This is a genomic window from Chitinivorax sp. B, from assembly GCF_005503445.1.
Lineage (GTDB): Bacteria > Pseudomonadota > Gammaproteobacteria > Burkholderiales > SCOH01 > Chitinivorax.
The window spans coordinates 67,517-93,865 of the sequence record NZ_SCOH01000022.1; the positions used below are offsets into that span (position 1 = coordinate 67,517).

General features: G+C 50.2%; 21 protein-coding genes. 15 read left to right on the forward strand and 6 right to left on the reverse strand.

Annotated elements, in window-relative coordinates:
* The gene (locus FFS57_RS14400) at positions 1–1,011 is read right to left on the reverse strand and encodes an NAD-dependent epimerase (RefSeq protein WP_137938508.1); all 1,011 of its coding nucleotides are present in this window, start codon (positions 1,009–1,011) and stop codon (positions 1–3) included.
* Complete coding sequence (locus FFS57_RS14405) at positions 1,008–1,766, reverse strand: glycosyltransferase family 2 protein (RefSeq protein ID WP_137938509.1); 759 nt, start codon at positions 1,764–1,766, stop codon at positions 1,008–1,010. The genes FFS57_RS14400 and FFS57_RS14405 overlap by 4 nt, the downstream gene beginning before the upstream one ends.
* 551 nt (positions 1,767–2,317) lie before the next feature.
* Here FFS57_RS14405 and waaC point away from each other — a divergent pair.
* The 3 genes from waaC to FFS57_RS14420 all read left to right on the forward strand — a co-directional run bounded on the left by waaC (position 2,318) and on the right by FFS57_RS14420 (position 6,533).
* Positions 2,318–3,274, forward strand: coding sequence for a lipopolysaccharide heptosyltransferase I (gene waaC, locus FFS57_RS14410; RefSeq protein ID WP_137938510.1), 957 nt, complete (start codon positions 2,318–2,320; stop codon positions 3,272–3,274).
* On the forward strand, positions 3,274–4,521 hold the full coding sequence (gene waaA / locus FFS57_RS14415) for a lipid IV(A) 3-deoxy-D-manno-octulosonic acid transferase (protein WP_137938511.1): 1,248 nt from the start codon (positions 3,274–3,276) through the stop codon (positions 4,519–4,521). Before waaC ends, waaA begins: the two co-directional genes overlap by 1 nt.
* A gap of 221 nt (positions 4,522–4,742) precedes the next feature.
* The gene (locus FFS57_RS14420; protein WP_249384005.1) at positions 4,743–6,533 is read left to right on the forward strand and encodes a sensor domain-containing diguanylate cyclase; all 1,791 of its coding nucleotides are present in this window, start codon (positions 4,743–4,745) and stop codon (positions 6,531–6,533) included.
* A 63-nt stretch (positions 6,534–6,596) separates the two neighbouring features.
* Here the strand turns inward: FFS57_RS14420 and FFS57_RS14425 are convergent, their stop codons facing one another.
* Together FFS57_RS14425 and FFS57_RS14430 are read right to left on the reverse strand one after the other, a co-directional pair.
* Positions 6,597–6,920 (reverse strand): rhodanese-like domain-containing protein, encoded by a 324-nt coding sequence (locus FFS57_RS14425; RefSeq protein ID WP_137938513.1) that lies wholly within the window; start codon positions 6,918–6,920, stop codon positions 6,597–6,599.
* A gap of 2 nt (positions 6,921–6,922) precedes the next feature.
* Complete coding sequence (locus FFS57_RS14430; protein WP_137938514.1) at positions 6,923–7,576, reverse strand: protein-L-isoaspartate O-methyltransferase family protein; 654 nt, start codon at positions 7,574–7,576, stop codon at positions 6,923–6,925.
* A gap of 305 nt (positions 7,577–7,881) precedes the next feature.
* Here FFS57_RS14430 and thiC point away from each other — a divergent pair, with 305 nt between their 5' ends.
* The 7 genes from thiC (at position 7,882) to FFS57_RS25830 (ending at position 18,320) form a co-directional block, all read left to right on the forward strand.
* Entirely contained in the window at positions 7,882–9,792 is a 1,911-nt protein-coding gene (gene thiC, locus FFS57_RS14435) for a phosphomethylpyrimidine synthase ThiC (protein WP_137938515.1), read from the forward strand.
* Positions 9,793–9,867: 75 nt separating this feature from the next.
* Positions 9,868–12,186, forward strand: a complete 2,319-nt coding sequence (locus tag FFS57_RS14440; RefSeq protein ID WP_137938516.1) for a DEAD/DEAH box helicase — start codon at positions 9,868–9,870, stop codon at positions 12,184–12,186.
* A 99-nt stretch (positions 12,187–12,285) separates the two neighbouring features.
* Complete coding sequence (locus FFS57_RS14445) at positions 12,286–14,265, forward strand: peptidase U32 family protein (RefSeq protein ID WP_137938517.1); 1,980 nt, start codon at positions 12,286–12,288, stop codon at positions 14,263–14,265.
* Positions 14,266–14,338: 73 nt separating this feature from the next.
* Positions 14,339–14,776: a hypothetical protein gene (locus tag FFS57_RS14450; protein WP_137938518.1), complete on the forward strand. Its 438-nt coding sequence runs from the start codon at positions 14,339–14,341 to the stop codon at positions 14,774–14,776.
* Between the two features lie 59 nt (positions 14,777–14,835).
* Positions 14,836–16,137: a phenylacetate--CoA ligase family protein gene (locus FFS57_RS14455; RefSeq protein WP_249384003.1), complete on the forward strand. Its 1,302-nt coding sequence runs from the start codon at positions 14,836–14,838 to the stop codon at positions 16,135–16,137.
* A 72-nt stretch (positions 16,138–16,209) separates the two neighbouring features.
* Entirely contained in the window at positions 16,210–18,042 is a 1,833-nt protein-coding gene (locus FFS57_RS14460) for a YecA family protein (protein ID WP_171013956.1), read from the forward strand.
* A 14-nt stretch (positions 18,043–18,056) separates the two neighbouring features.
* The gene (locus tag FFS57_RS25830) at positions 18,057–18,320 is read left to right on the forward strand and encodes a YkgJ family cysteine cluster protein (protein ID WP_137938521.1); all 264 of its coding nucleotides are present in this window, start codon (positions 18,057–18,059) and stop codon (positions 18,318–18,320) included.
* A gap of 177 nt (positions 18,321–18,497) precedes the next feature.
* Here the strand turns inward: FFS57_RS25830 and FFS57_RS14470 are convergent, their stop codons facing one another.
* Together FFS57_RS14470 and FFS57_RS14475 are read right to left on the reverse strand one after the other, a co-directional pair.
* Positions 18,498–19,037 (reverse strand): FxDxF family PEP-CTERM protein, encoded by a 540-nt coding sequence (locus tag FFS57_RS14470; RefSeq protein WP_171013957.1) that lies wholly within the window; start codon positions 19,035–19,037, stop codon positions 18,498–18,500.
* 199 nt (positions 19,038–19,236) lie between these two features.
* Positions 19,237–20,457, reverse strand: coding sequence for an HD-GYP domain-containing protein (locus FFS57_RS14475; RefSeq protein ID WP_137938523.1), 1,221 nt, complete (start codon positions 20,455–20,457; stop codon positions 19,237–19,239).
* Positions 20,458–20,677: 220 nt separating this feature from the next.
* Here FFS57_RS14475 and FFS57_RS14480 point away from each other — a divergent pair, with 220 nt between their 5' ends.
* The 5 genes from FFS57_RS14480 to FFS57_RS14500 form a co-directional block, all read left to right on the forward strand.
* Positions 20,678–21,886: a methyl-accepting chemotaxis protein gene (locus FFS57_RS14480; RefSeq protein WP_171013958.1), complete on the forward strand. Its 1,209-nt coding sequence runs from the start codon at positions 20,678–20,680 to the stop codon at positions 21,884–21,886.
* 31 nt (positions 21,887–21,917) lie between these two features.
* Positions 21,918–22,283: a response regulator gene (locus tag FFS57_RS14485; RefSeq protein ID WP_137938524.1), complete on the forward strand. Its 366-nt coding sequence runs from the start codon at positions 21,918–21,920 to the stop codon at positions 22,281–22,283.
* 14 nt (positions 22,284–22,297) lie between these two features.
* Positions 22,298–24,505: a chemotaxis protein CheW gene (locus tag FFS57_RS14490; RefSeq protein ID WP_137938525.1), complete on the forward strand. Its 2,208-nt coding sequence runs from the start codon at positions 22,298–22,300 to the stop codon at positions 24,503–24,505.
* 21 nt (positions 24,506–24,526) lie between these two features.
* A complete protein-coding gene (locus FFS57_RS14495; protein ID WP_137938526.1) occupies positions 24,527–25,006 on the forward strand; it encodes a chemotaxis protein CheW in 480 nt (159 codons plus the stop codon).
* 99 nt (positions 25,007–25,105) lie between these two features.
* Positions 25,106–26,349, forward strand: a 1,244-nt coding sequence (locus FFS57_RS14500; RefSeq protein ID WP_137938527.1) for a PAS domain S-box protein, incomplete at its 3' end; no start/stop codon positions are given.

Consider the following 26,349-nt stretch of genomic DNA (forward strand, 5'->3'; position numbering starts at 1 on the left):
TCAAGGATGCTGATGGTATTCACGATACCATTTGACAAACCTTTCCAACCCTACCTTTAACTCGGTGTTTGGTGAAAAACCGACTGCTTGTTGCAAGCGGTCGGTATTTGCATAAGTTGCATATACATCTCCGTCTTGCATTGGTAGTAGGTTTCGAATTGCTTTTTTCCCTAGTGCTTGTTCTAAAGTGGCTATAAATACTTCCAGTGCTACTGGTTGATGATTACCGATGTTGAAAAGTCGATAAGGCGCAAAACTGCTTGCAGGGTCAGGCTGCTGTTTGTCAAAAACGGGATTTGCTTTAGGTACATGATCCAATACACGGACAACCCCTTCTACGATGTCGTCAATGTAAGTGAAATCTCGTTTCAAATCCCCATTGTTGAATACGTTTATCGGTTTTCCTTTAAGTATTGCTTCCGTGAACAACCAAGTCGCCATATCAGGGCGCCCCCATGGGCCATACACAGTAAAGAAACGTAGGCCGGTGCAAGGAATCCCAAACAGATGAGCATAGCTGTGTGCCATTACTTCATTGGCTTTTTTGGTGGCAGCATACAAGCTGATTGGGTGATCAACATTGTCACTTTCTTCAAATGGAATTTTGACATTTGATCCGTAAACACTTGAGCTACTTGCAAAAACCAAGTGTTCAATCTGATATTGTCTGCTGGTTTCCAGAATGTTAGTAAAACCAATCAGATTGCTGTTGCCGTAAGCATGTGGATTTTTTAGTGAGTATCTTACACCTGCTTGAGCAGCAAGGTGTACAACCTGTTTAATGGCATGTTTTTTAAAAACAGTGTTTAGTAATTCGTAATCTGCGATATCAACCGTGTCAAATGCGAATGATGGGTGATTGACCAACGTACTGACGCGGTCTTGTTTCAACTTTGGTGAATAGTAATCATTGAAGTTATCGATACCGATAACTTTCAATCCCTTATTGAGCAAGGCATGGCAAACATGCATGCCGATGAAGCCGGCAGCACCGGTTACAAGAATAGTCATGGTCGTTTATGCAATCGATGGAGTTCTATCAGTTTGGCATATTTGCTGAAACTATTGAAACAGCCGATCAGGATGTGTACTAAACCTGGTACACCATCGAGAAATCCACGTTTGAACAGATAGAAACGGACAAAACGGAAAATCGGGCTTAGGAGTAGTTGAGTAACACCGCTTTTCTTACCATGTTCAAAAAGTGTTTGAGCTTGGAGCGTAGTGTAACGGTTTTGTTTGTCAAAGTAATGCGTAATGTCTTCACTGGACTCGTGTAGCAGATCTCCAGCTAGGGTTCCAACGCGACCTGTATGCATGACTCGTTCATGTACAACATCGTCAGACCATTGGGCAAACTGGCGATTGAATAATCGTATATTCCAATCAGGATAACCTTCTCCGTGTTTGAGAAAGCGTCCCATAAAGCAGTTGCTGCGTGGCATTCGATAAGCCATGTGCAATGGTGATCTCAGTATTGCTTGAATACTGTCTCGTAGGGTAGGAGTAATCCGTTCATCACTGTCGATGCAAAGTACCCAATCATGTGATGAGTGGTTAACTGCAAGTTGTTTTTGTTTTCCAAATCCTAGCCATGTCTGATGAATGACTTTCGCACCGTGCTGAATCGCAATTTCGACAGTGTTGTCGGTACTACCACTGTCAACCACGATGATTTCGTCAGTGAATTGAAGAGATGACAAGCAAGCAGGTAGCTGATGCGCTGCGTTTTTCGTAATGAGAATCGCAGAGAGTTTGTTGGGCATGTGACATTGGTGTTCATTTGTATCCTGTATAGGATAACAGAGCCTCTGGTGTGTTTCTGATGTTCTGTTCTCTATAGATTATGTGAATAAGATAAAGAAGATAGATAAGAAAATAATAGAGTAAGAGTGTTTTTGTGGATAAGTCTTATTCTTTATTTTTAATCATATAGTTGCTGAGTTTTTTTGTATAGGGGTAACTTCCTTGGCAGTTGTGTGACGAATGTGTGACGAAATTGGGGTTTTCGGAAAATGGGTTGAAATGCACATTTTGTCCCCTCGATTTCATGTCACAAAAATTGGCTGGCTGAGCGTTGTGTGACGGGCCATGCAGTGGATTTGGTCACGATTTGTCTGATTTTTATCCACACTTTGTATGATATGTGTTGGAGTGATTGGTGTTTCGGTTACTTTGCCACTAGCTGTGTACAACTATAGATTTATTTTGTATATCAGTTACTTGAGTAATTTTCGTGCTTGTTCAAACTTTGGATTTAACCTGTGAGTGGTTGCCTTGTACGGTTTTGGTCGAAGGTCACTGATACAATTTCGTTATGCCAAAATTGTTGATCGTCAAAACGTCTTCTATGGGGGACGTTATTCATGCATTGCCTGTATTACAGGATTTGAAGCGTCATGATCCGTCGTGGTCAGTTGATTGGATGGTAGAGGCCCCGTTTTCGGGGGTGCTGTCTATGCATTCGGTTGTTGATGAGGTATGGAATGTTGCTGTTCGTCGTTGGCGTAAGCGTTGGTGGACTACTCAAGTTCAGACTGAGTGGAGAACATTCCGTGATGGTTTGCAGAAACGGCATTACGACTTAGTGCTGGATCTGCAGGGGCTATTAAAAAGTGCTTGGTTGGCAAGTAAGGCCCAGGGTCTGTTGGTGGGGTATGACCGTCATAGTATTCGTGAACCTTTAGCTAGCTGTTTTTATGAACGTTGTTATTCAGTACCAAAGCAGTTGCATGCAGTAGAGCGTAATCGTCGTTTGGCTGCTGCAGCATTAGGTTATGTATTGAATGAGCCTATAGATTATGGGTTGGCGATTGAACCATTGATTGATGCATGGTTACCGGAACGTCCTTATGTTGTCATGTTGCATGCCACCAGCCGGGAAGATAAGCAATGGCAGTTTGATGCATGGCTTGCTTTGGCAAAACGTTTGGATGGGGTTGGTATGGACTGTGTTTTGCCGTGGGGAAGTGAGGCTGAACAAAAGATGGCACAACAACTGGCACAAGCAATGCCAAATGCGATAGTGGCGCCGCGTTTGAGTTTAGCTGTTGCTGCCGCATTACTACGTGGTGCGCGGTTAACTGTAGGTGTAGATACCGGTTTGAGTCATCTGGCAGCAGCTGTTGGTTGTCCAACTATTGCATTGTTCTGTGCATCTGAACCAAGGCTAACAGGTGTGATGGCTGATACACCTTGCTGGAATTTGGGAGGAAATGGTAAGCCACCATCTGTGGGTGAGGTTTGGATGCAGGCGCAGCAGGTATTACTGTGATGAGAAAGCTGTACACACTGGTTTTCTATTTGTTGTTGCCAGTAGTGCTGTTTCGTTTATGGTGGCGTGGGCGTCGCCAGCCAGGCTATCGCCATCATTGGCGAGAGCGGTTAGGTTATTACACTAGTAAGCCTGGGCATCGGATCATATGGTTGCATGCGGTATCAGTTGGCGAAACAAGGGCAGCTCAGCCTTTAGTGGCGGCATTGAGTGCGCGTTATCCGGGATATCAGATTGTATTGACGCAGATGACGCCGACTGGTCGAGAAACCGCTTTGGCCGTGTATGGAGATCAGATTGAAGCTGTGTACTTGGCATATGATTTGCCAGGCGCCGTATCTCGTTTCCTGTCCCACTTTCGACCAGCATTCGGTTTACTGATGGAAACAGAGTTGTGGCCAAATCTGATTCATGCTGCACACCAATCGAATGTACCGTTGTTTTTGGTGAATGCCAGACTGTCGGAACGATCTGCACTAGGTTATGCAAAAATCAGGCGGTTGATTCAGCCCGCGTTAAGACAATTGACTCACATTGCAGCTCAAAGCATTGAGGATGCTAATCGTTTCAGGCACTTAGGGGCTGAGCGAATTACAGTATGTGGCAATATCAAGTTTGATGTGGCTTTACCACCTGAGCAAATAATGCTTGGCCAACGGTGGCGGCAATTGTTGAATGGCCGACCAGTTATCGTCGTCGGTAGTAGCCGTGATGGTGAAGAGGCCATGTTGGTGCGGGCATGGGCTGAAATGGCGCCCGTTCAGGCCTTGTTGGTGATTGTGCCTCGCCATCCACAGCGCTTCGATGAGGTCGCTGCGGAGGTTGCTCGTTCCGGCATGAGTTGGGCTCGTCGTAGCCAAACAACGGAAATCGGTCACTCTTGCCAAGTCTGGCTGGGGGATAGTATGGGTGAACTTTATGCGTACTATGCAATGGCTGATCTTGCGATCATCGGTGGAGGGTTCGCCGAATTAGGTGGACAGAATCTGATCGAGCCTTGTGCAACTGGCTGCCCGGTCATTGTTGGGCCACATATGTACAATTTTGCCGAAACAACCAGATTGGCATTGGCTGCAGGTGCTGCAAAACAAGTTGAAACAGCGGAAGATGCTATCATGGCTTGCAAAAACCTGTTTACTGATCCTGCTTCGTTACAAGACTTTCAGACCCGCGCTCGGCAATTTGCAGCAGCTCACACTGGGGCAACATGGCGGACGCTCGCCCTGTTGCCTGATCCAGTTGCATGATTGCCATTGGCATTTTATTGCTATGTCATGAATCGATGCTGTTCTATAATGATATGGTTTAAGCGATATAGAACAGAATTTCTCCAGTGCTTGGCCAATACACTATATTGACAAAGTCAAATGTTGATGTTGTCTTGCCCAGTATGCGGCCCGTTTCTTCTGGTCATTTCGATGTTGCGGGCCATGTGCTGACTTACGTGGTCGGACTGCTGTATGTCTTTATGATTTTGTTGGCTAGTCCGGCAGCAGCAGATATCGTTTTGCGAAACCCAGTGCAGTCTTATCCGCTGAGTCGGCACCTTGGACAGCTTCCTGAAACTGGCTCTCCGTTATCCATCGAACAGATTATATCGACTGACATGTCAAAGCGTTTTACTCCAGTCAGAGGAGAAAACGTATTGGCCAGTCGAGTGGTCTGGTACCGTTTTGTGATCAATAATCAGTCTGATACATCGCGTTGGTTGCTGAATCTTCCATTGACAGGCATGGTTGAAGGCTACATACAACGTAATGGCCAAGCGATTGAACGTTGGGTGAATGTATCACCGCATTGGTTGTCTGCAGCGAATCTGTTCCGTGTTGAACGTAACATGGCGTTGACGATTCCGGCTAATCATCGAACCACATTCTATTTGCGGGCTGTGGATACCTATCAGGATGTATCAACCCTGCGTTTGCGTACCTATCAGGCGGGCTTGGATCAAGTTCGATACCATTATTTGTTGATGGGTTTGTTTTTTGGTGGTCTGCTGGCGATAGCCCTTTATAACTTGTTGATTTATGTTTCGATCCGAGATACCAGCTATTTGCATTTCACATCATATTTGGCTGGATTGGGAGTCAGTCAGTTGGCGGCCAGTGGAGCGGCAGCTACACTGACTGGTGTCGAGAGCGACCAGTGGGAGCGGGTTGTCGTGCCTGCTTTACTAGGGTTGGCGATGACCGGCGGAGTGAATTTCATTCGACGTTTTTTGCTTTTGGATGAACGTCAACCATTGCTGGATCAATGGGCAAGAGTTGTATGGTGGGGCGCTGCGGCACTGGCATTCATTGCAATGACCGGTGAGCATGCCATAACGCTACCAATAAGCCTGGTACTTGGTTTGGCTACAGCTGCCTTGGCGGTGGTTGCTGCTGTGCATGCTCGATTTCAGATTCCCTATCCTGCACGTTTTTTCCTGATTGCCTGGCTAACGTTGTTGGTTGCCATTGTACTGCATGGGGTACAGCAAACTGGTTGGTTACCGCGTTCTGTGGCTGTATTGCCAGTGCTGCAGATTGGGTTGGCACTGCAGGGCATCTTACTGTCGTTCGCGTTGGCGCATCGTTACAAGTGGTTGAGTGAGGATTACAGGCGCAGTAGCCTAGAACAGAATACCTTGTTGGAGATGCGAGTTCAGGAGCGTACTAAAGCACTAGACGACGCTATGCGTAAGTTATCCGAGGCCAATCACCAGTTGAAAGCACTGAACTTTACCGATGGCTTGACAGGAGTACGCAATCGAAAATTTTTCGATACACGGGTTCTGAAGGAATGGTCACGTGCTCGGCGAGGTGCATATAACCTGACCTTGGCAATTCTGGATATTGACCATTTCAAGCGTATCAACGATACCTTGGGTCATCAGGCAGGGGATCAGGTGTTGAAGGAGGTGGCAGCGATCATCCAGTCCTGTCTGAAACGGCCTTGTGATTTTCTGGCACGCTATGGTGGCGAAGAGTTTGTGATGATTCTGCCGTTGACTGAAGCGCATGGTGCTCAGCAATTATGCGAAGTAATTCGGAAGCGGATTGCTGATAAGCAGATTCGTTATCAGCAGCAAGTAATTTCCGTCACTATCAGCATTGGCCTGTGTACAGCGGTACCGATGGAGACGCAACGTTACGAGAGCATGTTGCATGCAGCAGATGAGGCACTTTACCGCGCAAAACGGGCAGGAAGAAATCGAGTAGAAGTTGGTCAGATGGCTGCCACTACAAAAGGTGGGCCAACTACGACAACACGTCGTTGAGCGCGTGTGAATAGTAAAAAACGCTTGCCTGATGCAAGCGTTTTTTATCGGTTACGATTGGGCTTAGTAGGTTGCCATGGTTGGGTCAACCTCACGTGCCCAAGCATCGACCCCCCCTTGAAGATTGATGACCTGATTGAATCCAGAACGTTGCAGGTAGAGGCTGACCTGCATTGAACGCATACCGTGATGACAAATCACTACGGTTTGCACGTCGTCCTCAATTTCGTTCAAGCGGGTTGGAATCTCATGCATCGGAATGTGAACAGCCCCAGGAATGTGGCAGAGCTTGAATTCCCAGCCTTCGCGTACATCCAGCAGCACTGGTGCTGGCCGGGTGGAATCAGCCAGCCATTCGGCCAAGGCTTGTGCGGTAATCTGTTGCATGATCAGAAAGTGAAGCGCTCAGGTTGTAATGCATTGTTCAACGGGGCAACGACTGTTTCGAACAGCTTGGTAGTATTGTATGCGGCACTGCTTGTCCGAGTGACCAAAGTGCCAGACATGACTGGTGCATCGCCTAGAATGGCAAACATACGGCCGCCAACCGCCAATTGCTGTTTGAATTCGTCCGGGAGGACAGGCATCGATCCTGTGATCACGATCACATCGTAGGGAGCATGTTTCGTCCAGCCGCGTGATCCATCACCGGTTTCGATGGTGACGTTGCCCAAGCCGGCTTTCAATAGATTGGATTTGGCTGTGGTTGTTTGCTCAGCATCCATTTCCACGCTGTATACATGTTGCGCGCGCTTGGCCAGCAATGCGGTCAAGTAGCCGCTACCACTGCCGATTTCCAAGACCTTGTCGGTGGGCTTAATAGCCAGATCCTGTACTACACGTGCTTCCAGCTTGGGTTGCCACATTTTACAGCCGTTGGGCAGTGGCAGCTCCATGTCAACAAAGGCCAAGTTGTGCATGGATACCGGCACGAACTCTTCGCGTTTCACTTCGAACAGCAGGCTCAAGATTTCCTGATCCAACACATCCCATGGGCGGATCTGCTGCTCGACCATATTGAAACGCGCTTCTTCCCAATTCATTGCTCTTGCTCCAGAAAATGATTGAGCCCTCGGTGGGCACCGGATTTTGTCTAACTTGCAATTATCCCATAATTACTTTAGCTTCACACAATTAGTCCCGATACCCGGTTGGTTATCGGGCCGCTAGGGGTCTGTTGCCACATCCTGTTTACATAGGGTTGCCAGCTGCAACGTTAGCTGGTTCAGTGGTATCAGTGAGACATACCCTTCGAACCTGTACGGATCATGCCGGCGTAGGGAAGCGGACTGCCATTCCAGCGTTCTTCTTTCTCCTACCCGCTTTTATTGCACTGGAGAACTCCCTGATGAACGCTCCCCAATTCCTGCGCGAAACGGCCCATGTGGACGAGGCCGCGATTCAACCTTTCCCTGCCTCGCGCAAGGTGTATGTCGAGGGTAGCCGGCCTGACATTCAGGTGCCGATGCGTGAAATCAGCCAGACTGATACGCCAACGGCGTTTGGTGGCGAAAACAACCCGCCGATCTATGTTTATGACACATCCGGCATCTATAGCGACCCGAATGTGCGTATCGATATCCGTTCTGGTCTGCCGGTCATTCGTGCCAAGTGGATTGAAGAACGTAACGATACTGAATTGTTGAGCGAGTTGAGCTCGGAGTACGGCCGTGGTCGTGAAGCAGATGCCAAGTTGGATCATCTGCGTTTCAATCTGAAACGTAAGCCGCGTCGCGCCGCTGTGGGCAAGAATGTGTCGCAGATGCATTATGCACGCCAAGGCATCATCACGCCCGAGATGGAATACATTGCCATTCGCGAAAGCCTACGTCGTCAGGAATACATTGCATCATTGCAAGCGATGGGTGACAAAGGTAAACGTATGGCAGAGCTGATGTTGCGTCAGCATCGTGGCCAATCCTTTGGTGCGGCGATTCCTGAAGAAATTACGCCAGAATTCGTGCGTCAGGAAGTTGCTCGTGGCCGTGCCATCATTCCTGCCAACATCAACCATCCCGAGCTGGAACCGATGATCATCGGCCGTAATTTCCTGGTGAAGATCAACGGCAATATTGGCAACAGCGCGGTGACATCATCCATCAGCGAAGAGGTTGACAAAATGACCTGGGGTATTCGTTGGGGTGCGGATACCATCATGGACTTGTCCACTGGTAAAAACATCCACGAAACCCGTGAATGGATCCTGCGTAATAGCCCGGTACCCATTGGTACGGTGCCTATCTACCAAGCGCTGGAAAAAGTGGATGGCAAAGCAGAAGAGCTGACTTGGGAAATCTTTAAAGACACCTTGATTGAACAAGCCGAGCAGGGTGTGGATTACTTTACCATCCATGCGGGTGTACTGCTGCGCTACGTTCCGCTGACAGCCAAGCGTATGACCGGGATTGTGTCTCGCGGTGGTTCGATCATGGCTAAGTGGTGCTTGGCACATCACAAGGAAAACTTCCTGTACACCCATTTCGACGAGATCTGCGAGATCATGAAGGCTTACGATGTGAGCTTCAGTCTGGGTGATGGTTTGCGACCTGGTTCAGTGTGGGATGCAAATGACGATGCACAGTTTGGTGAATTGCGGACGCTGGGCGAACTGACCCAGATTGCCTGGAAGCATGATGTACAGACCATGATTGAAGGTCCAGGTCATGTACCGATGCAAATGATCAAAGAGAACATGGATGAACAGCTGCATCATTGCAGCGAAGCACCGTTCTACACCTTGGGGCCGTTGACGACAGATATTGCTCCTGGCTATGACCACCTGACCAGTGCCATCGGGGCAGCGCAGATCGGTTGGTATGGCTGTGCCATGCTATGTTATGTCACACCGAAGGAACACTTGGGCTTGCCAAATAAAGATGATGTGAAAGAAGGCATCATGGCCTATAAGATTGCGGCGCATGCAGCCGATCTGGCCAAGGGGCATCCAGGCGCGCAGATTCGCGATAATGCTTTATCCAAAGCACGGTTCGAGTTCCGTTGGGAAGACCAGTTTAACCTGGGGTTGGATCCGGATCGGGCTCGTGAATACCACGACGAAACCTTGCCACAACAAGGTGCCAAGATTGCGCACTTCTGCTCGATGTGTGGTCCGCATTTCTGCTCGATGAAAATCACTCAGGACGTCCGAGATTTTGCCGAGAAACAAGGTATCAGCGAGCAAGATGCGCTGCAGAAAGGGATGGAAGTAAAATCCATCGAGTTTGTGAAGCAAGGCGCGCAGGTTTATCACAAAGTCTAAATCGGTAAACTATTACTGATGACATAAGGGCGACCAGGATTGGTCGCCCTTATCTTTATCACTTTCAGGTTGTCTATGTCCTTTTTGCTCTCCGATTCTAGTGTCCTCGGTGATGTGCTGCAGTCAGCGAATCTCCCTGTTCCCGTATTGATACTGGATTCGGTGGCTGTGTCTGCCATCTATGCGCATCGTGGTTATAAAACGGTGTTCGAGAAAGGGCGGGGGCGCGGGCTGGTCTATGACTATGCACAACTGCGTTTTGACTATGGTGGGCAATTACTGGCATTGAATGATGAGCCTTTATTTGCAGCACCAACAGCGCCAAGGGAACAGGCTTTTGAAAAAGCTGCAAAGGCCTTATTGGTGGATGTTGGCTTGAAACCGCTGCTGGGTTTTCCGGTAACACCCAAACAGGGCGCCTTGATGGGTGATGCGTTGGGTTTATCTGAAGCAGCAGCTTGGCCGGATTTCATGTCAAATGTGATACCTGGGCTGATAAAGGCTGGGTGGCAAGTTCGTCATCAACCCTCGTTTCGTCATCATGTTCCAAATGTGTCTGAATGGCATGCCCAACTAACACCATTGCAACCGGGTTGGTTTTCATTGTCGATGCAGATTGAAGTTGCAGGAATGCGTGTCGACCTGGCACCAATCTTAGCGGATCTGTTCAGGCGTAAACCGAATTGGCTGGATACCGCGGCACGAAACAAGATACAGGATGAAACGCTGGTCGACTTGAAGCTGCCTGACGGGAGTGTGGTGAATGCGGCTGCTGGGCGAATCAAACATTTGGCCAGCATGTTGTTCGACTTGTTGGATAGCCAAGGCGGTACCGGATTAGCGGTTTCCGTTTGGGATGCCCCGCGTGTTGTCGATGCCCTGAAAGGGTGGCGTGGCAATGGTGAATCTGTGGCCAAAGCAATGGCAGAGCGATTGCGGCTGATAGATGATTCAACTCAGATCACATCGCCCACAAGCCTATCTCAACCTTTGCGCGAATATCAAGTGGCTGGCCTGCGTTGGTTGCAGTGTCTGCGTGAACAAAATTTACCTGGCATTCTTGCAGATGAGATGGGGCTGGGTAAAACCATTCAAACCCTGGCTCACCTGCTGCTGGAAAAGCAAGCAGGGCGCCTGAACCAACCTGCATTGATTGTTCTGCCAACCTCACTGATCCATAACTGGTGTGCAGAAGCCCAACGTTTTGCGCCTGTGTTACGGGTACTGGTTCTTCATGGCTCGGCCCGTCAGTCGTTGTTCGAGCAGATCAGCCATTGCGATATGGTGTTAACCACCTATTCGTTGCTGTGGCGTGATATCGATACCCTGGCAAAGCAGGAATTTCACATGCTGGTGCTGGATGAAGCGCAGACGGTGAAAAATGCCGGTAGTCGAACTGCGGATGCAATCCGACGTATTCACGCACGGCATCGTCTCTGTATTACCGGCACGCCGTTGGAAAATCACATGGGTGAACTATGGGCATTGTTTGATTTCCTGATGCCACATTTTCTTGGGGACAGCAAGACATTTAACCGACTGTGGCGTACGCCGATTGAAAAGCGTGGTGACAGTGCGCGACGCAAGTTGTTAGCACAACGTATCAAACCTTTCATTCTGCGTCGTACCAAAGATCAGGTTGTCCAAGACTTGCCACCCAAAACAGTAATTGTGCGCCGGGTGGAATTACACGGTAAGCAACGCGACTTGTATGAAACGGTGCGTATTGCCATGGATGACCGGATTCGTGAACAAGTTGCCTGCAAGGGCTTAGCCCGAAGCCGTATTGTGATTCTGGATGCCATGCTCAAATTGCGACAGGTGTGTTGTGACCCGCGTTTGGTACGGCTTGATGCTGCCAGACAGGTAACTGAAAGCGTCAAGCTGACCCTGTTAATGCAAATGTTGTCAGATAGGGTCGAAGCTGGACGCCGCATATTGGTATTTTCTCAGTTCACGACCATGTTGGGTCTGATTGAGTCTGCATTGCAAGCAGCCCAGCTGAGCCATGTTGTATTGACAGGGAATACGGTTGATCGTGAAACACCTGTTCATCGCTTTCAGACTGGTGATGTGCCAATTTTTTTGATTAGCCTGAAAGCCGGGGGTGTGGGCCTGAACCTGACTGCAGCCGATACCGTGATTCACTTCGACCCATGGTGGAATCCGGCAGTGGAAAATCAGGCCACGGATCGGGCGCATCGTATCGGTCAGGACAAGCCAGTGTTTGTCTATAAGCTGATTGTTGAAGGCAGTATTGAAGACAAGATATTGACCTTGCAGGAAAAGAAGGCTGATCTGATTGCGGGAATCTTGTCGGATGCAGACACGGCAAGTGCAAAGTTCTCGGATGAGGACATTGCGGCGTTGCTGGCCCCCTTGCCTACGCGGTAACAAGATACCAACCGATAACGGGGCAAATTTCGGTAAAATACTGTTTTTTCTGTGGGTTGGCTTGGCCAACCCAATTTTGCCGAATACCGAGAGATCCGCATGAGCCTGTTGCCCCATCAGCTAGAACTATTATCCCCCGCCAAGACGGTTGAGATTGGACGGGAAGCAATTCTGCATGGGGCCGATGCGGTCTATATCGGTGGGCCTTCGTTCGGGGCGCGCCACAATGCCTGTAATGAGGTGAGCGACATTGCCGACTTGGTATCGTTTGCTCACCGTTTTCATGCCCGAATCTTTGTTGCCCTGAATACCATTCTGCACGACAACGAGTTGGAGCCTGCACGCAAGCTGATCCATCAGCTGTACGACGCGGGTGTCGATGCATTGATCGTGCAGGACATGGGCGTGTTGGAGCTGGATATCCCACCGATCCAATTGCACGCGTCGACCCAATGTGACATCCGTAGCGTCGCCAAGGCGAAGTTCATGGCTGATGCAGGGTTCTCGCAGATCGTATTGGCGCGAGAATTGACCATTCAGCAAATCCGTGCCATCCATGAAGCGGTGGAAGATAGCGCGACGATTGAGCACTTCATCCATGGTGCATTATGCGTGGCGTATTCCGGGCAGTGTTATATCAGCCATGCCCAGACCGGCCGCAGCGCCAATCGTGGTGATTGTTCCCAGGCCTGTCGGCTGCCCTATACCCTGACTGATGTGCAGGGCCGCGTGGTTGCATTTGAAAAGCATCTGTTGTCAATGAAGGACAATGATCAGAGTGCAAATATGGAGGCCCTGATCGATGCTGGTGTACGGTCGTTCAAGATTGAAGGCCGCTACAAGGAAATGGGCTATGTGAAGAACATCACAGCGCATTATCGCTTGTTGTTGGATGAAATCCTGAACCGTCGACCGGAATTGGCGACGGCCTCCAGCGGTCGTAGCGAGATCCTGTTTACACCTAATCCAGATAAAAGCTTCCACCGGGGGCATACGGATTATTTTGCCAATGGTCGGCTTGACAATATTGGCGCATTTGATTCACCCACCTTTATTGGAGTAGGGCTGGGTACGGTAACCAAGTTGGGGCCAGATTGGTTCGACCTAGAAGCAAATGAGCCAATGGCCAACGGTGATGGGTTGAACTTTATGCGCAAGCGTGAGGTGATTGGTCTGCAAGCCAATGTGGCCAAGAAAATGGGTGCAGGTGAAAACGGCGACATCTGGCGTGTATTTCCCAACGAGCCGATGAACAATCTTCAGGGCTTGAAAGTAGGGACGGAAGTTAGCCGTAACCGTGATCACGGTTGGGAACAAGCACTGCTCAAGAAATCGGCTGAGCGCAAAATTGATGTGTGGATGCAACTGGATGAAACCAAAAAAGGTTTGGCGCTGACGTTAACAGATGCTGATGGCTGTACTGCAACCGCTGCAGCAGTCTTGACTTTGGAGCCTGCACAACAAGCAGAACGTGCTGAAGCCGCTTTGAAGGAAGGCTTGGGTAAGCTGGGCAATACAATTTTCCAGGCCCATGAGATTCGTTTGAATCTCAGCCAACCCTGGTTTGTACCTGCCGGAACACTCAATCAGTTACGTCGTGATGCGGTTGTCCAGCTGGAGGCGGTTCGTCAGCAAGCGTGGCAACGGCCACTGCGTAAGGAAGTGCAAGCACCCTTGCCAGCTTATCCGGAGGAGTCGCTGACATACCTGGCCAATGTCTACAATGAAAAGGCCCGGACATTTTACGCCAAGCATGGTGTGAAGCTGATTGATGCAGCTTACGAATCACATGAAGAGGCCGATGATGTCAGCTTAATGATTACCAAACATTGCCTTCGGTTCTCATTCAATCTGTGTCCTAAACAGGCCAAGGGTGTGAAGGGGGTACAGGGTCAGGTGAAGGCGGAGCCGATGACGTTGATCAATGGTAACGAACGCCTGACACTACGGTTTGATTGCAAACCCTGTGAGATGCATGTGGTTGGCAAGATGAAAAAGCACATTCTGAATTCTCCCCCACCATCCTCTATTCCGGCAGTCCCGATGACATTTTATCGTAAGCGGCCCACAGCAACTTAAATGTTGAGCTTGTGAGTGTTTCACGTGAAACCTCATCTGCAGGAATCAGATTGGTAACAAAATCGGAGTCAAGGTGACCCTTGAACAGATACTTGAACAGAGCCACGCTTGGGCTGAACTGAATGGTTGGCAATGGGCATTCCTGGCGTTTTTGCTGTTGCTTGCCATGCCCTTGCCTGAGAGACGTTGGAAAGGAACCAGAAAGCTAGCGATTGGGCTGGTGATTTTGGGTTGTACCAGTTCAATCTGGCCGGATCTGATCGGTGTATTGATATTGGTCCAGCGCTGGCTTGATGTGATATTCCTGGTGGGTTGCGCACTAGTCGTATTCCTTGCGTGGCAAACCATTAAACAGCCCGAACCGGACTCACAACGTAGGACGTTGCCTATGGTCAAGCCAGAGAAGCCGGATATGTCGGTCAATGCTGAAACGGCCAGAGCCGAGGCAGTAAGTGATGCTATGAACCGGCCGGATGCAGAAGACGGCAGTGACAAGTACACCCGAGAATGATCGACACCGAACTATATAGATTAGATCGTTTTCCTGTTCTCAGTGAAGTGGGCAGGGCCATGTTGGCTAGGCTGCGTTTTCACACACATGCACCGATTTATCGAAATTACAGCGGACATCGATTGCTCCCGGAAGAACTGCCAGGACTGCATCAACATTCCTTGAAGGTGGCCAAGGCCATTATTCCATTCTGTGAGGAAGAAGCTGATTGGTTGCTGGCCTGGCTTGCAAAGGTGCTACGAACAGTACCGGCGTATCGCAAGTATGATGTGGTAGATCCAGCGATATTGAACTCGATTCCTACCATTTCACGGCAGGATTTGAGTGAGTGTATTACGCAATATGTGCCAGATGACCAACCTTTGGCTCGGCTGATTTGTTTCACCACCAGCGGTACTTCCGGACACCCTCTCCGTGTACCTTCTCACCCAGTCGTCACAGCTCGTTACCTGGCTTACCATCAACGGGCCTTGCACCGTATTGGCGTGTCCCTACAGGCGGGGGCCGGTCAGGTAGGCGTGGTGCTGGCGGGCTATCAGCAGCGTTGTTTTACCTATGTGTCGGTGAATCCATTGATGCAAGAGTGTGGCCTGACAAAAATCAATTTATGGCCGGATGAGTGGCATGAGCCCTCACATCGCAAAACCTATCTGGATGATTTGGCGCCCGAGTTGGTCACGGGTGACCCGATATCATTGTCCGAGTTGGCAAGATTAGGGCTGACGCATGCACCGAAAGCTGTGCTGTCGACTTCCATGACGTTGTTACCTGGAATGCGGGTGGCGTTGGAAAGCGCATTGCGCGCACCTGTGCTGGATATCTATTCAATGAACGAGGTGGGTCCGATTGCAGTATTCGATCCGGCGCTGAATGGGCATGTGCTGTTGCAGCCTGAGCTGTTAGTGGAAATTCTGGATAAAGAGGGGCGACATTGTGCTGCTGGTGAGATTGGAGAGATTACAGTGACGGGGGGATTCAACCCTTATTTGCCGTTATTACGTTATCGTACAGGTGACTATGCTGCGCTGGACCAAGTGGATGGCATTCCTGTTTTACGTGATTTGCAAGGGCGTCCCCCGGTACGTTTTCGTCACCCTGATGGGCATTGGTTGAACAACATTGAAGTAACGCACGCATTGAAAGCCTGTCGGTTGCGGCAGTATGCATTACATCAAACAGCGGACGGTGCTTTGCAACTACGTATTCGCATGCCCGCAGATGACCCGCAACCCCCACTGGAGGCATTGCGACAGTTGTTTGGGGTGTCGGCACAGATTTCCATCTGGCCATTACTAGCGGCAGACAAAGTTGTGCAATATACCAGCGATTTGCCGGGCCATGACGGTCGCAACTGCAATTGAGTATTTAAAGCCCAGCCCATGAAAATGGGGCTAAGCACTGGCGAATCAAATGAAATAAGGAAGTGGATCAAGATGGAATTGAAGTTGGATGCGCTGGAAACGTTTATTCGTGATGCAGTGGCTCGAATTCTGCGGCAGCCCGAACCCCAAGCATTGATGGAATGGGTGGTATCGCAAGGGCAATCACAGCTGAATCAAATCTTCAATCGGGAAGGGGCTGAACCTATTGACCCGCGTTTGTGCATAGTGCTGGCACGGCAGATCTGGAATGCGACGCCGTTACCGGAACATGATTACCGCCCGAGTAAACTAATCAAACCGGAACGAAATACAGTGTGTTTTTGCGGCTCAGGCAACAAATACAAACAATGCTGTGCATTGGTTGAAAGCCAGTTGCCTAAGCAACTGATCCCGGACCTGATGCCATATGTGTTGGAACAAGTGCCAAAAACACATCTTCAGAGATTACCGTTTGCCCGCATGGACTTGGAGGTGCTGGCTGGTGTGGCTGCGAAGTGGGCCGAAGTGGGTAATCACGGACGCGTACTCACCCTGTTGGAACCATTGTTTAAGCAGGAAGTACTGCTGGACGAGCGGGCCGAATGGGCATTTGAAGTACTGATGGATAGCTACCTGGTGCTGAACAAGCCCAAGAAGCGTACTCAGTTGCTAGTGCAAATGCAGAACAGTAGTAACAAATTTTTGCGGGCTGTGGCTTGGCAACGCCTTGCTACCATTCATGCCGACAATGGGGACCATGAGCAGGCCATGATGGCATTTGGCCAAGCCAAGCAATTGACACCAGATCACCCAGCCCTGGGGCCGTTGGAGGTGACATTGTGGCTGGCACAACGCAATCTGGAACGCGCAGTTGAACGGGCGACATTCTGGCGTAATCGCTATCGTAAGCTAGATATGCATCTCTACGAACAGCCTTTGGTATTCCTGGAGCAGGTGATCGCTGACCCACAAGCAGTACAGCAGGAAATGGGTATGCCCAGTGACGACGACAACACCTGGCTCCAGCCACTGAGCGAATGGCTGGGGCAGCTGCCCCAGCCGACCATGCGCTATACGTTGAAAAGTTTGGCTGAAGGTGGAGTGATGTTGCAGCCTTCGATGGAAATGGCCCAACTGGAGGCTGACTGGGAGGCATTATTGTTGGACATCCAGGATAAGACCACTGATCAGGAACAGGCGCTGTGGGATGTCCTGGCGCAACGCAATCGTTGGCTGGCGTGGCTGCAGGTCAACCTCTCCGCGTTGGACAGCTTCGTTGTATTGGATCAGCTCTATTTCTTGGCAACGGTGTTGGATGAAGAAGGTGACGAATCAGCACAGGTAGTCATTGCACAGCTGATTCAGCGTATTGATGTACTGGCTTCAATCATGCTGGAACAGCTACACAGCAAGCAATGCAACCTGCCTTGGCAATCACTGCAAAATCGCCCATTGCTGCGCATGCTGGGGGTGTTGGCGTTATGGCATGCTGGTACACAGCAGATCGAGCGGCTGGAGCGGTTGGTATTTGAGCTGAATCCTACTGACGAACAAGTATTACGGTTGCATTTGAGCCATGCCTACCTATTGCAACAGCAGCCGGCGCAGGCGTTGTCTCTGGCCGAGCATTTTGCAGATGATGTGGCTGAAATGCGTTATAACCATGCACTGGCTTTGTATCAGCTTGATCGGCAGGTTGCCGCTGCTGCGCAATTGGCCGTTGCGATACAACTTGGCCCTGATATTGCGGCCAATCTGGTACGAACTCAAGTAAGACGCCTGCCAATCGATTGTGCAACAGATAGTGCTGAATATGATGCTTGGCAATACCGCGACCGTTATCTTGCAATGTGGAAAGTGAGTGGCGCTTTGTCCTGGTTGAAACAACGGGTAAAGGTTTCGTGAAGCCTGCAACGCAAATGGAAACGGTTTGCAGGCCTGGCTGTGGCGCTTGCTGTATCGCACCGTCTATTTCCAGTGTGATTCCTGGGATGTCTGGCGGAAAGCCGGCGGGGGCGCGCTGTGTGCAATTGACAGTGGATAATCGTTGCCAGCTGTTTGAAAGCCCGTGCCGACCAGCAGTATGTGGGGGATTAAAACCTTCACTGGAAATGTGTGGAAATGATCGAGAACATGCGATGAGATGGTTGCTCAAGCTTGAGCAGGATACGACATCAACCTAAACAGGATTGCCGTGTTTGGATGTTTCATGGGATAGGTGCCGGAAAACCCATGCAGGCTGGGGGAGTCTTATTTCGATCAGCCGCATGGGCACGACAACAAAAAACGGGCCCGATGAGGTGCCCGTTTTTTTCTACCGGTTTGTGGGGTTAAACATGTTCAACCCGACTCAAGGCAGATTACTGCGCGCGCTTGCGGCGAACGGCAAAGCCGATCACGCCCAGGCCAGCCAGCATCATCAGGTATTCGGAAGGTTCCGGTACCGGATTTGCATTCAGGCTGAGGCCATAACCGCCACCAAACAGGCCGCTGAGGATGCCGCTAACATTCAAACGGTATTGACCCGCTTCCAGAACGCCGGAAGAGAATGAACCGGACAGAACGCCGGAACCGGACAGGGAAGTGCCCAGGTTCATGGCGGTCCAGCTACCGTTAACCAGCTTGTACAGGTTGCCGCTCAGTGCATCCAGATTCAGGATGGTGGGCAGGCCAGCTGCACTGATTTCGGACAGCGTTGCGTTCAGTTTGAACTTGTCGCCAACCGAAAACTTGAAGGTGTCGGCGAAAGTGTCATCACCACCGATACCAGGCTTGACAACTACATCGGTAAACTTGGTCAGCTCGCCTACGTTGTAGGTGGCCGCGCTAGCTACGCCAGATACGAGCACCAAGCTGGTAGCCAGGGCTGCACCGGTCAGGGTTTTTTTCAACAGTTGCATTGGGAAACTCCTTTCTAATTGGGTATGACTCCCAATGCGAATTATGCACATGGATTTGTGCTTTGCGTCAATAACATGACATTGCGGTAATATTTAAAAATTTATTAAATTTTGAATTTCCTTAATGATATCGGGTAGATGTATCAATTAATACCATTCGTCATGCCGTTCGTCGGCTGTTTAAACAAATGGTCGCTTGCTAGGCTGACAGGAACCTGGACGGGTCTATCCCCCATTTGCCAGGGTTTTCATGACTAACGATTTTATCTGCCCCACCTTTACCCATTACCTTAGACAGATCAACCTCTTGAGGTGGGATATATGTATTCGACTTTGAGCTGAAAAACACTTTTACTTTGGGCGATACCAGATCGCCTTCATTTTGTTCGGTGACGACACCAAGACGACCGCTTGCCAGTAATACCAGTGTGCCGACCGGATAGATACCGACACATCGCATGAAGGCCTGTACTAACTGCGGTTCGAAATGATGTTTGCTCCATTCGTAAAGTTTGCGTAGCGCGTCGGTGGCTGTCATGCCTTTGTGATAACAACGGTCAGCAGTAATTGCGTCATAGACATCAACAATTGCCGCCATTTTAGCCAATGTACTGATATTGTCCTTAGCCAGCTTGTCGGGATAACCACTCCCATCCACTCGTTCATGATGATGAAGCGTAATGTCGAGCGGAATGTTCCCCACGCCAGGTGTTTTGCTCAGGATGTCAAAACCATCTTTGGGATGGCGTTTGATGATCTCGAATTCCTGATCTGTAAGTCTGCCAGGTTTGTTCAGAACATGATCCGGGACCAGTGCCTTGCCAGTGTCATGTAGCAGGCCACCTAAACCTGCTTGGCGCGTCTGTTCGGCATCCATGCCTGTTGAGCGGCAAAAAGCCACCATCAGCGTGCAAACACTGACGGAATGCAAAAAGGTGTAATCGTCTTTGTTCTTGATATGCATCAGACCGATCAATGCCCCGGCATTACGCAGAATGGATTCGGTGATGTTGGTCACCATGGGCTCGACCTGTTCGAGCTGGATTGCTTTTCCAAGCCGAGCATCCTGCATTACGTTGCGTACCAGCGAGGTCGCCTGATCCTTGATTTGTTTGGCGCGCTTCAGTTCTTCATTGATACCAACCTTGATCACAACGGGTTCCGAGCGGGTGGCAATTTCTATCATTTCCTGTTGCAGGGTAGATTCGACCTCTTTCTGGGTTGGGGCATCGCTGACATCAAGGCCACGATCGGTGTCGATGTAAACATCGTGAATCCCGGCAGTAATGATCTTTTCAATCTCGTCATCTGTACTGAGTTTGAAGCGGCTGCGTACAAACGGATGGGACATCCAGTCACAACTTAGATCGTGAATATACATGCCAACCTTGAGCTGACTGGCATCAATTTTCTTGATCATGGGATACCTCATGCGGTTTGCTTTTGGGCTGCTTCCTGAATGTAACTATAAGTTAAGACTTGGGCCGCCTGCTGCAAGTCGAGCCTTGTATACGTTCTGACGAACTTGTGCAGGTTTTCGCCGCCAACTAAAACGATAGGGTGTCGCACTGCAACAATCCGATTTGAATTTCACGTCCTGACTTCGCAGGTTCGTCAAGCTAATTGGCAAGGGAGGAGATGTGGCTCTCAAGCACCGTTTTTGGCTGATTGCCGCTGTGTTTGCATCCTTGGCCGCTACATTGGGTGGATGGCTTGGGGGGTGGGGCATTCTGATGGCGGTTCCGTTGATAACGGCACTGGCCTATCTCTCCACCCGGTGGGTGGTGGCGGCCCCAATTGCCGCAGATGCCATACAACGTGCGTCCTATACCTCTAGATCAACAGGTATGGATGAATTAGCCCAGAAGCTGGGCCTGTTAGGTCAGAACTGCGTACGCCAGGGGGAAATGGCAGAACAGCATCTGGAAAGGCTGGCATCCTTGATCAATGATGCAGGCAGTCAATTGATCGCGCTATTCAACCAGATGAACCTGGTATCAAATCAACAGCAGCAACTGACAACTGATCTGTTGGCTACGAATGATCGAACCAGAGTACTCAGGTCAAATTCGGAAGAAGGAGAGCCCATCAATTTCTCGGCATTTTTGACCGAAGTATCAGAGACCTTGCAGGCCTTTGTGAAACAGATCACCGAGACCGCCAAAATGGCCGTCAATCTGGTGGACCAGATGGATGATATCTGGCGAATGGTGGATCAAGTTGGCGGCATTCTTGGTGAAATCGAAGGGATTGCGAAGCAGACCAACTTTCTTGCTTTGAATGCAGCCATCGAGGCTGCCCGGGCTGGTGAAGCAGGGCGTGGTTTTGTGGTGGTGGCCGATGAGGTCCGGAACCTTTCGCTGCGCACTGCTGAATTCAGCCGACAGATTCGCGAACAAATGGACAATATGCACGGTGCAGTCAGCAAAGCTCAAACCTCCATGACGACTATTGCATCCAGCGATATGACTGGGTCGTTACGTTCGCAGCAGCGCGTGGTTTACATGATGGAGGTTATCCGCAGCATCAATGAGCAAAATGATGTGATGGCACGTGAGCTGTCGGCGACGACAGCACAGTTTGACCAGTTGGTGGGCCGTGCAGTAACCAATTTACAGTTCCAGGACCTGGCAGGCCAGTTGTTAGGCCATGTTCAGGTACATGTCGAGCACCTGATTGAGCCTGTTAGGCAACTGCAGTCCGTACCTGGCATGTCAGCAGATGAGGCTATTACATGCGTAGAACAAGCAGCTCAGTTGGCAGCCGATAAACATGTTGAACTCAGTACCACAAAGAAATCGCCGGTAACCCAGTCCAGTATGGATACCGGCAGTGTGGAGTTGTTTTGAACCCCGTTGATTGACGAGATACAGCCTGATCATGAACAAACGCATACTGACCGTTGATGATTCTGCCTCGATCCGACAAATGGTGATCTTTTCACTGAAATCGGTAGGTTATGACGTGGTGGATGCCGTAGATGGAACCGATGGGTTGAGCAAGGCGAAAGGTAGCCATTTCGATCTGGTATTGACCGATCAGAATATGCCGAAAATGGATGGTTTGACGTTGATTAAAACCCTACGCGGCTTGCCAGAGTATCGGACCACACCGATTTTGATGCTGACGACGGAATCCAGTGATCACATCAAAGCGCAAGGCCGTGCTGCGGGTGCAACCGGTTGGATAGTCAAACCATTCGACCCGCAGAAGTTGATTGATATTGTCAAACGTGTGATTGGTTAGCCGTTGGTCGAATCATGAGCATCGATCTCAGCCAGTTTCATCAGGTTTTTTTCGAGGAATCGGCAGAACATCTGGACACGATGGAACAGTTACTGGTGGCCATCAATCCGATGGAACCGATACCTGATGACTTGCACTCCATTTTTCGAGCGGCACACTCTATCAAAGGGGGAAGCGGTACCTTTGGTTTTACCGATTTGGCGGATGTAACCCATATTCTGGAAAATCAGCTGGATCGTCTTCGCCATGGCAAGGCCAAGTTGTCTGCTCATTTGGTGGATGTGTTCCTGCGTGCAGTGGATGTATTGCGACAAATGCTGGATTGTCATAAAGCCGGTGATGAGCCTGATGTAACTCAGCAGCAGGCCATTTGTGGCGAATTGCATGCACTGGACGTGGGAGCGCAGGATGTGCGGGCGACGTCGTCACCAACTGAACCGCTCTTACAGGACGATGCGCTTTCTGCGCATACCTACCGGATCACGCTGCAGAATCTCCCTGAAGCGGGCTTTGTTCTGTTGGCCAAACAATGGCCTGAACATGGCACTTTGGTGACATCCGGATTTTCATTGGAAGCATCCCAATTTGAATTGACCAGTCATCTGTCGCGTGACGAGTTGTATGACTTGCTGGAATTTCTGAGCGATCCCAGTCAGATCAGCGTTGAAGATATCACCGACGACATCGACGGCAAGCCTGGTACGTTGGATGCGGATGGCTTCGGCCTGTTTCTGAATAGCCCGGGTATGTTGCAGCCCAACGAACCTGAGCCAGGCATGGTGGAGGAGGGCGATGGTTTTGGCTTGTTCGTGGATGTAAGTGAAAAACCTGCCTCAGACCTTGCTGGTGTAGTGGCGCATGAGGAGGACGGTTTTGGCTTGTTCGTACCACAATTGAACCCAGCTCCCGCGGCTGTTAGCTCGGTGGTACACGAGGAGAATGGTTTTGGCCTATTTGCGCCGCTTGAGACCGCTGTCGCTGTCACGGCAGTTGGTACCACATCGGTGACAGGCAAGCCCAGAACGGCTGCTCCGGCAGCAAAAAGCGCAAGCGGTGGTGGCGATGCATCAATCCGTGTCAGTGTGGAGAAAGTCGACCAATTGATCGATTTGACGGGGGAGCTGGTGATTACACAAGCCATGCTGGCTCAGACTGCCAATACCTGTGGCCTGACTATGTCGGAGACGATGCAGGAAGCACTGGTCTTGTTGGAACGCAATCTGCGTGATCTACAAGAAGCGGTGATGTCCATCCGTATGCTACCAATGAGTTTCGTATTCAGCCGCTTTCCGCGCATGGTTCGGGACGTGGCTTCCAAGTTGGGTAAACAGGTTGAATTGAAACTGGTTGGAGAAAGCACGGAGCTTGACAAAGGATTGATTGAGCGTGTTGCCGATCCCTTGACGCACTTGGTGCGTAACAGCGTAGACCATGGCATTGAAACGCCACAGGTTCGCAGCGCGCAGGGCAAACCTGAAAAAGGCGTGATTACATTATCCGCCGCCCATCAAGGCGGCAATGTGGTGATTTCCGTGGCGGACGATGGCCAGGGATTACGTCGTGACAAGATTCTGGCCAAGGCCAAGGAAAAGAATCTAGCCGTACACGATGGCATGAGTGATACCGACGTATGGCAACTGATTTTTGCGCCGGGTTTTTCGACAGCTGACCAAGTGACTGATATTTCCGGCCGTGGCGTGGGCATGGACGTGGTCAAGCGCAATGTGGAGGGAATGGGGGGGCGAATCGACATTGTATCCACGGCCGGCAAAGGGTCTGTCATTACCATCCGTCTACCGTTGACGTTGGCCATCCTGGATGGAATGTCGGTCGCAGTAGGCGACGAGGTGTATATCTTGCCGATTGGCTTCATTATCGAATCACTACAACCGAAAGCAGACGACGTTCGTACCATGGTAGGCAAAGGGCGGGTACTGAATGTGCGGAATGAATATCTGCCGCTGGTATGCTTGCATGAAGTGTTTCACGTGGAACCAAAGTTCCCTGAACCGCAAGATGCTCTGTTGATCGTGGTGGAAGCTGATGGCGTCAAGATCACCTTACAGGTGGATGCATTGCTGGGTCAGCACCAAGTAGTCATTAAGAGTCTGGAAACCAACTATCGTCGGGTGCCTGGGGTGTCGGGTGCCACCATTATGGGAGATGGTCGTGTTGCGTTGATCCTTGATGTGGCTGCAATCGTGCGCTTGTCCCAAAGCTGACGAACCAAATGGAGGACTGCTGTGGACGATGATTTGCGAGCAACCAGTACCGCCAACGAATTCCTGACTTTCAGTCTGGGCAACGAAGAATATGCTGTCGATATTCTTAAGGTTCAGGAAATTCGTGGCTATGACAAAGTCACTCAAATTGCCAACAGCCCAGCGTTCATCAAAGGGGTCATCAACCTGCGTGGTTCCATCGTCCCTATTGTGGATCTGCGAATCAAATTTGGCATCAGCGAGCCCATCTACGACCAGTTCACGGTCGTCATCATCTTGAATATTGCCCAGCGAGTTGTGGGCGTGGTGGTGGATTCCGTATCGGATGTGGTGTCACTGCAAAATGACCAGATACGTTCCGCACCAGACTTTGGGGCAGTGCTGGATACGCGTTATATCGTTGGTCTGTGCACAATTGAAGATCGCATGATCATCGTGACGGATATTGAACAATTGATGTCCAGCGAAGACATGGGGCTAATCGAGTCGGTAGCGGTCTGAGACACCTTCTGAATTCAACCCCATTCACGACAACCCGTAGTTCAACCTGACCAACGTTGCAGTCTGACCAAATGATGTCCCCTTGGGAAGGTGGTAGACATGTCATTCCTCCGCAGATTTTTTGCAGGTGAACCGCAGCAAGTAAGACCGGATGATGAAGATTTTGTCCTGGAGTTGAAGGGGCAAATCGCTGCCATCAACAAGTCGCAAGCGGTCATCGAATACTCGCTTGATGGTCACATTCTGACTGCCAATGATAACTTTTTGCGATTGATGGGATATAGCCTGGATGAGATCCGCGGACAGCATCACAGTATCTTTGTCGATCCAGCCTATCGCAATAGCCCAGAGTACCGTTCCCTTTGGGATAAACTGGGTCATGGAAATGTCGATTCTGGACAGTACAAGCGCGTAGCCAAGGGGGGACGAGAGATCTGGATTCAGGCTTCCTACAACCCGATTTTCGATGCTCACGGCCGTCCCAGCAAAGTGGTGAAGTTTGCAACGGATATCACCAAAGAGAAAATGCAAGCGGCTGATTTTGCGGGCCAATTGTCAGCTATCAGTAAATCACAGGCGATTGTCGAATTCACACTCGATGGTCGCATCCTGCATGCCAACGATAACTTCCTGAACGTACTTGGCTATACGTTGAATGAAGTAAAAGGACAGCATCACAGTATTTTTGTCGACTCAGGTTATCGCAACAGCAAGGAATATCGAGCGTTTTGGGAAAAGCTGGGGCGCGGCGAATATGATGCCGGCCAATATAGGCGCCTTGCCAAAGGTGGTCGAGAGATCTGGATCCAAGCTTCTTACAACCCTATTTTTGATGTAGGTGGTAAGCCGTTCAAGGTAGTCAAATATGCAACGGATGTTACCGCTCAGGTACAGGCCAGCAAGAAATTGCAGGAAGCGGTCGACGAAACCCTGGAAGTTGTTTCAATGGTGGCGGCAGGGGATCTTACCCAGCATATTTCACCGACAGGTAAGGACGGTGCTATTGCAAAGCTTTGCGAGGGAATTAACAGCTTGGTTGACCAGCTTCGCGAGACAGTTTCACGTATCAAGCAAACGGTAGACGCCATCAATGTGGCATCCGGTGAGATTGCATCCGGTAACACCGACCTGTCCCAACGCACGGAAGAACAAGCGGCCAGCCTGGAAGAAACCGCGGCCAGCATGGAGCAATTGACCGGGACCGTGAAACAGAACGCAGAAAATGCCCGTCAGGCCAGTCAACTGGCCAAGGGAGCAGCAGAGATTGCAGAAAAAGGCGGTCGAGTAGTGGCAGGGGTTGTCACGACCATGGGCAACATCGCGGACAGCTCGAAAAAGATAGC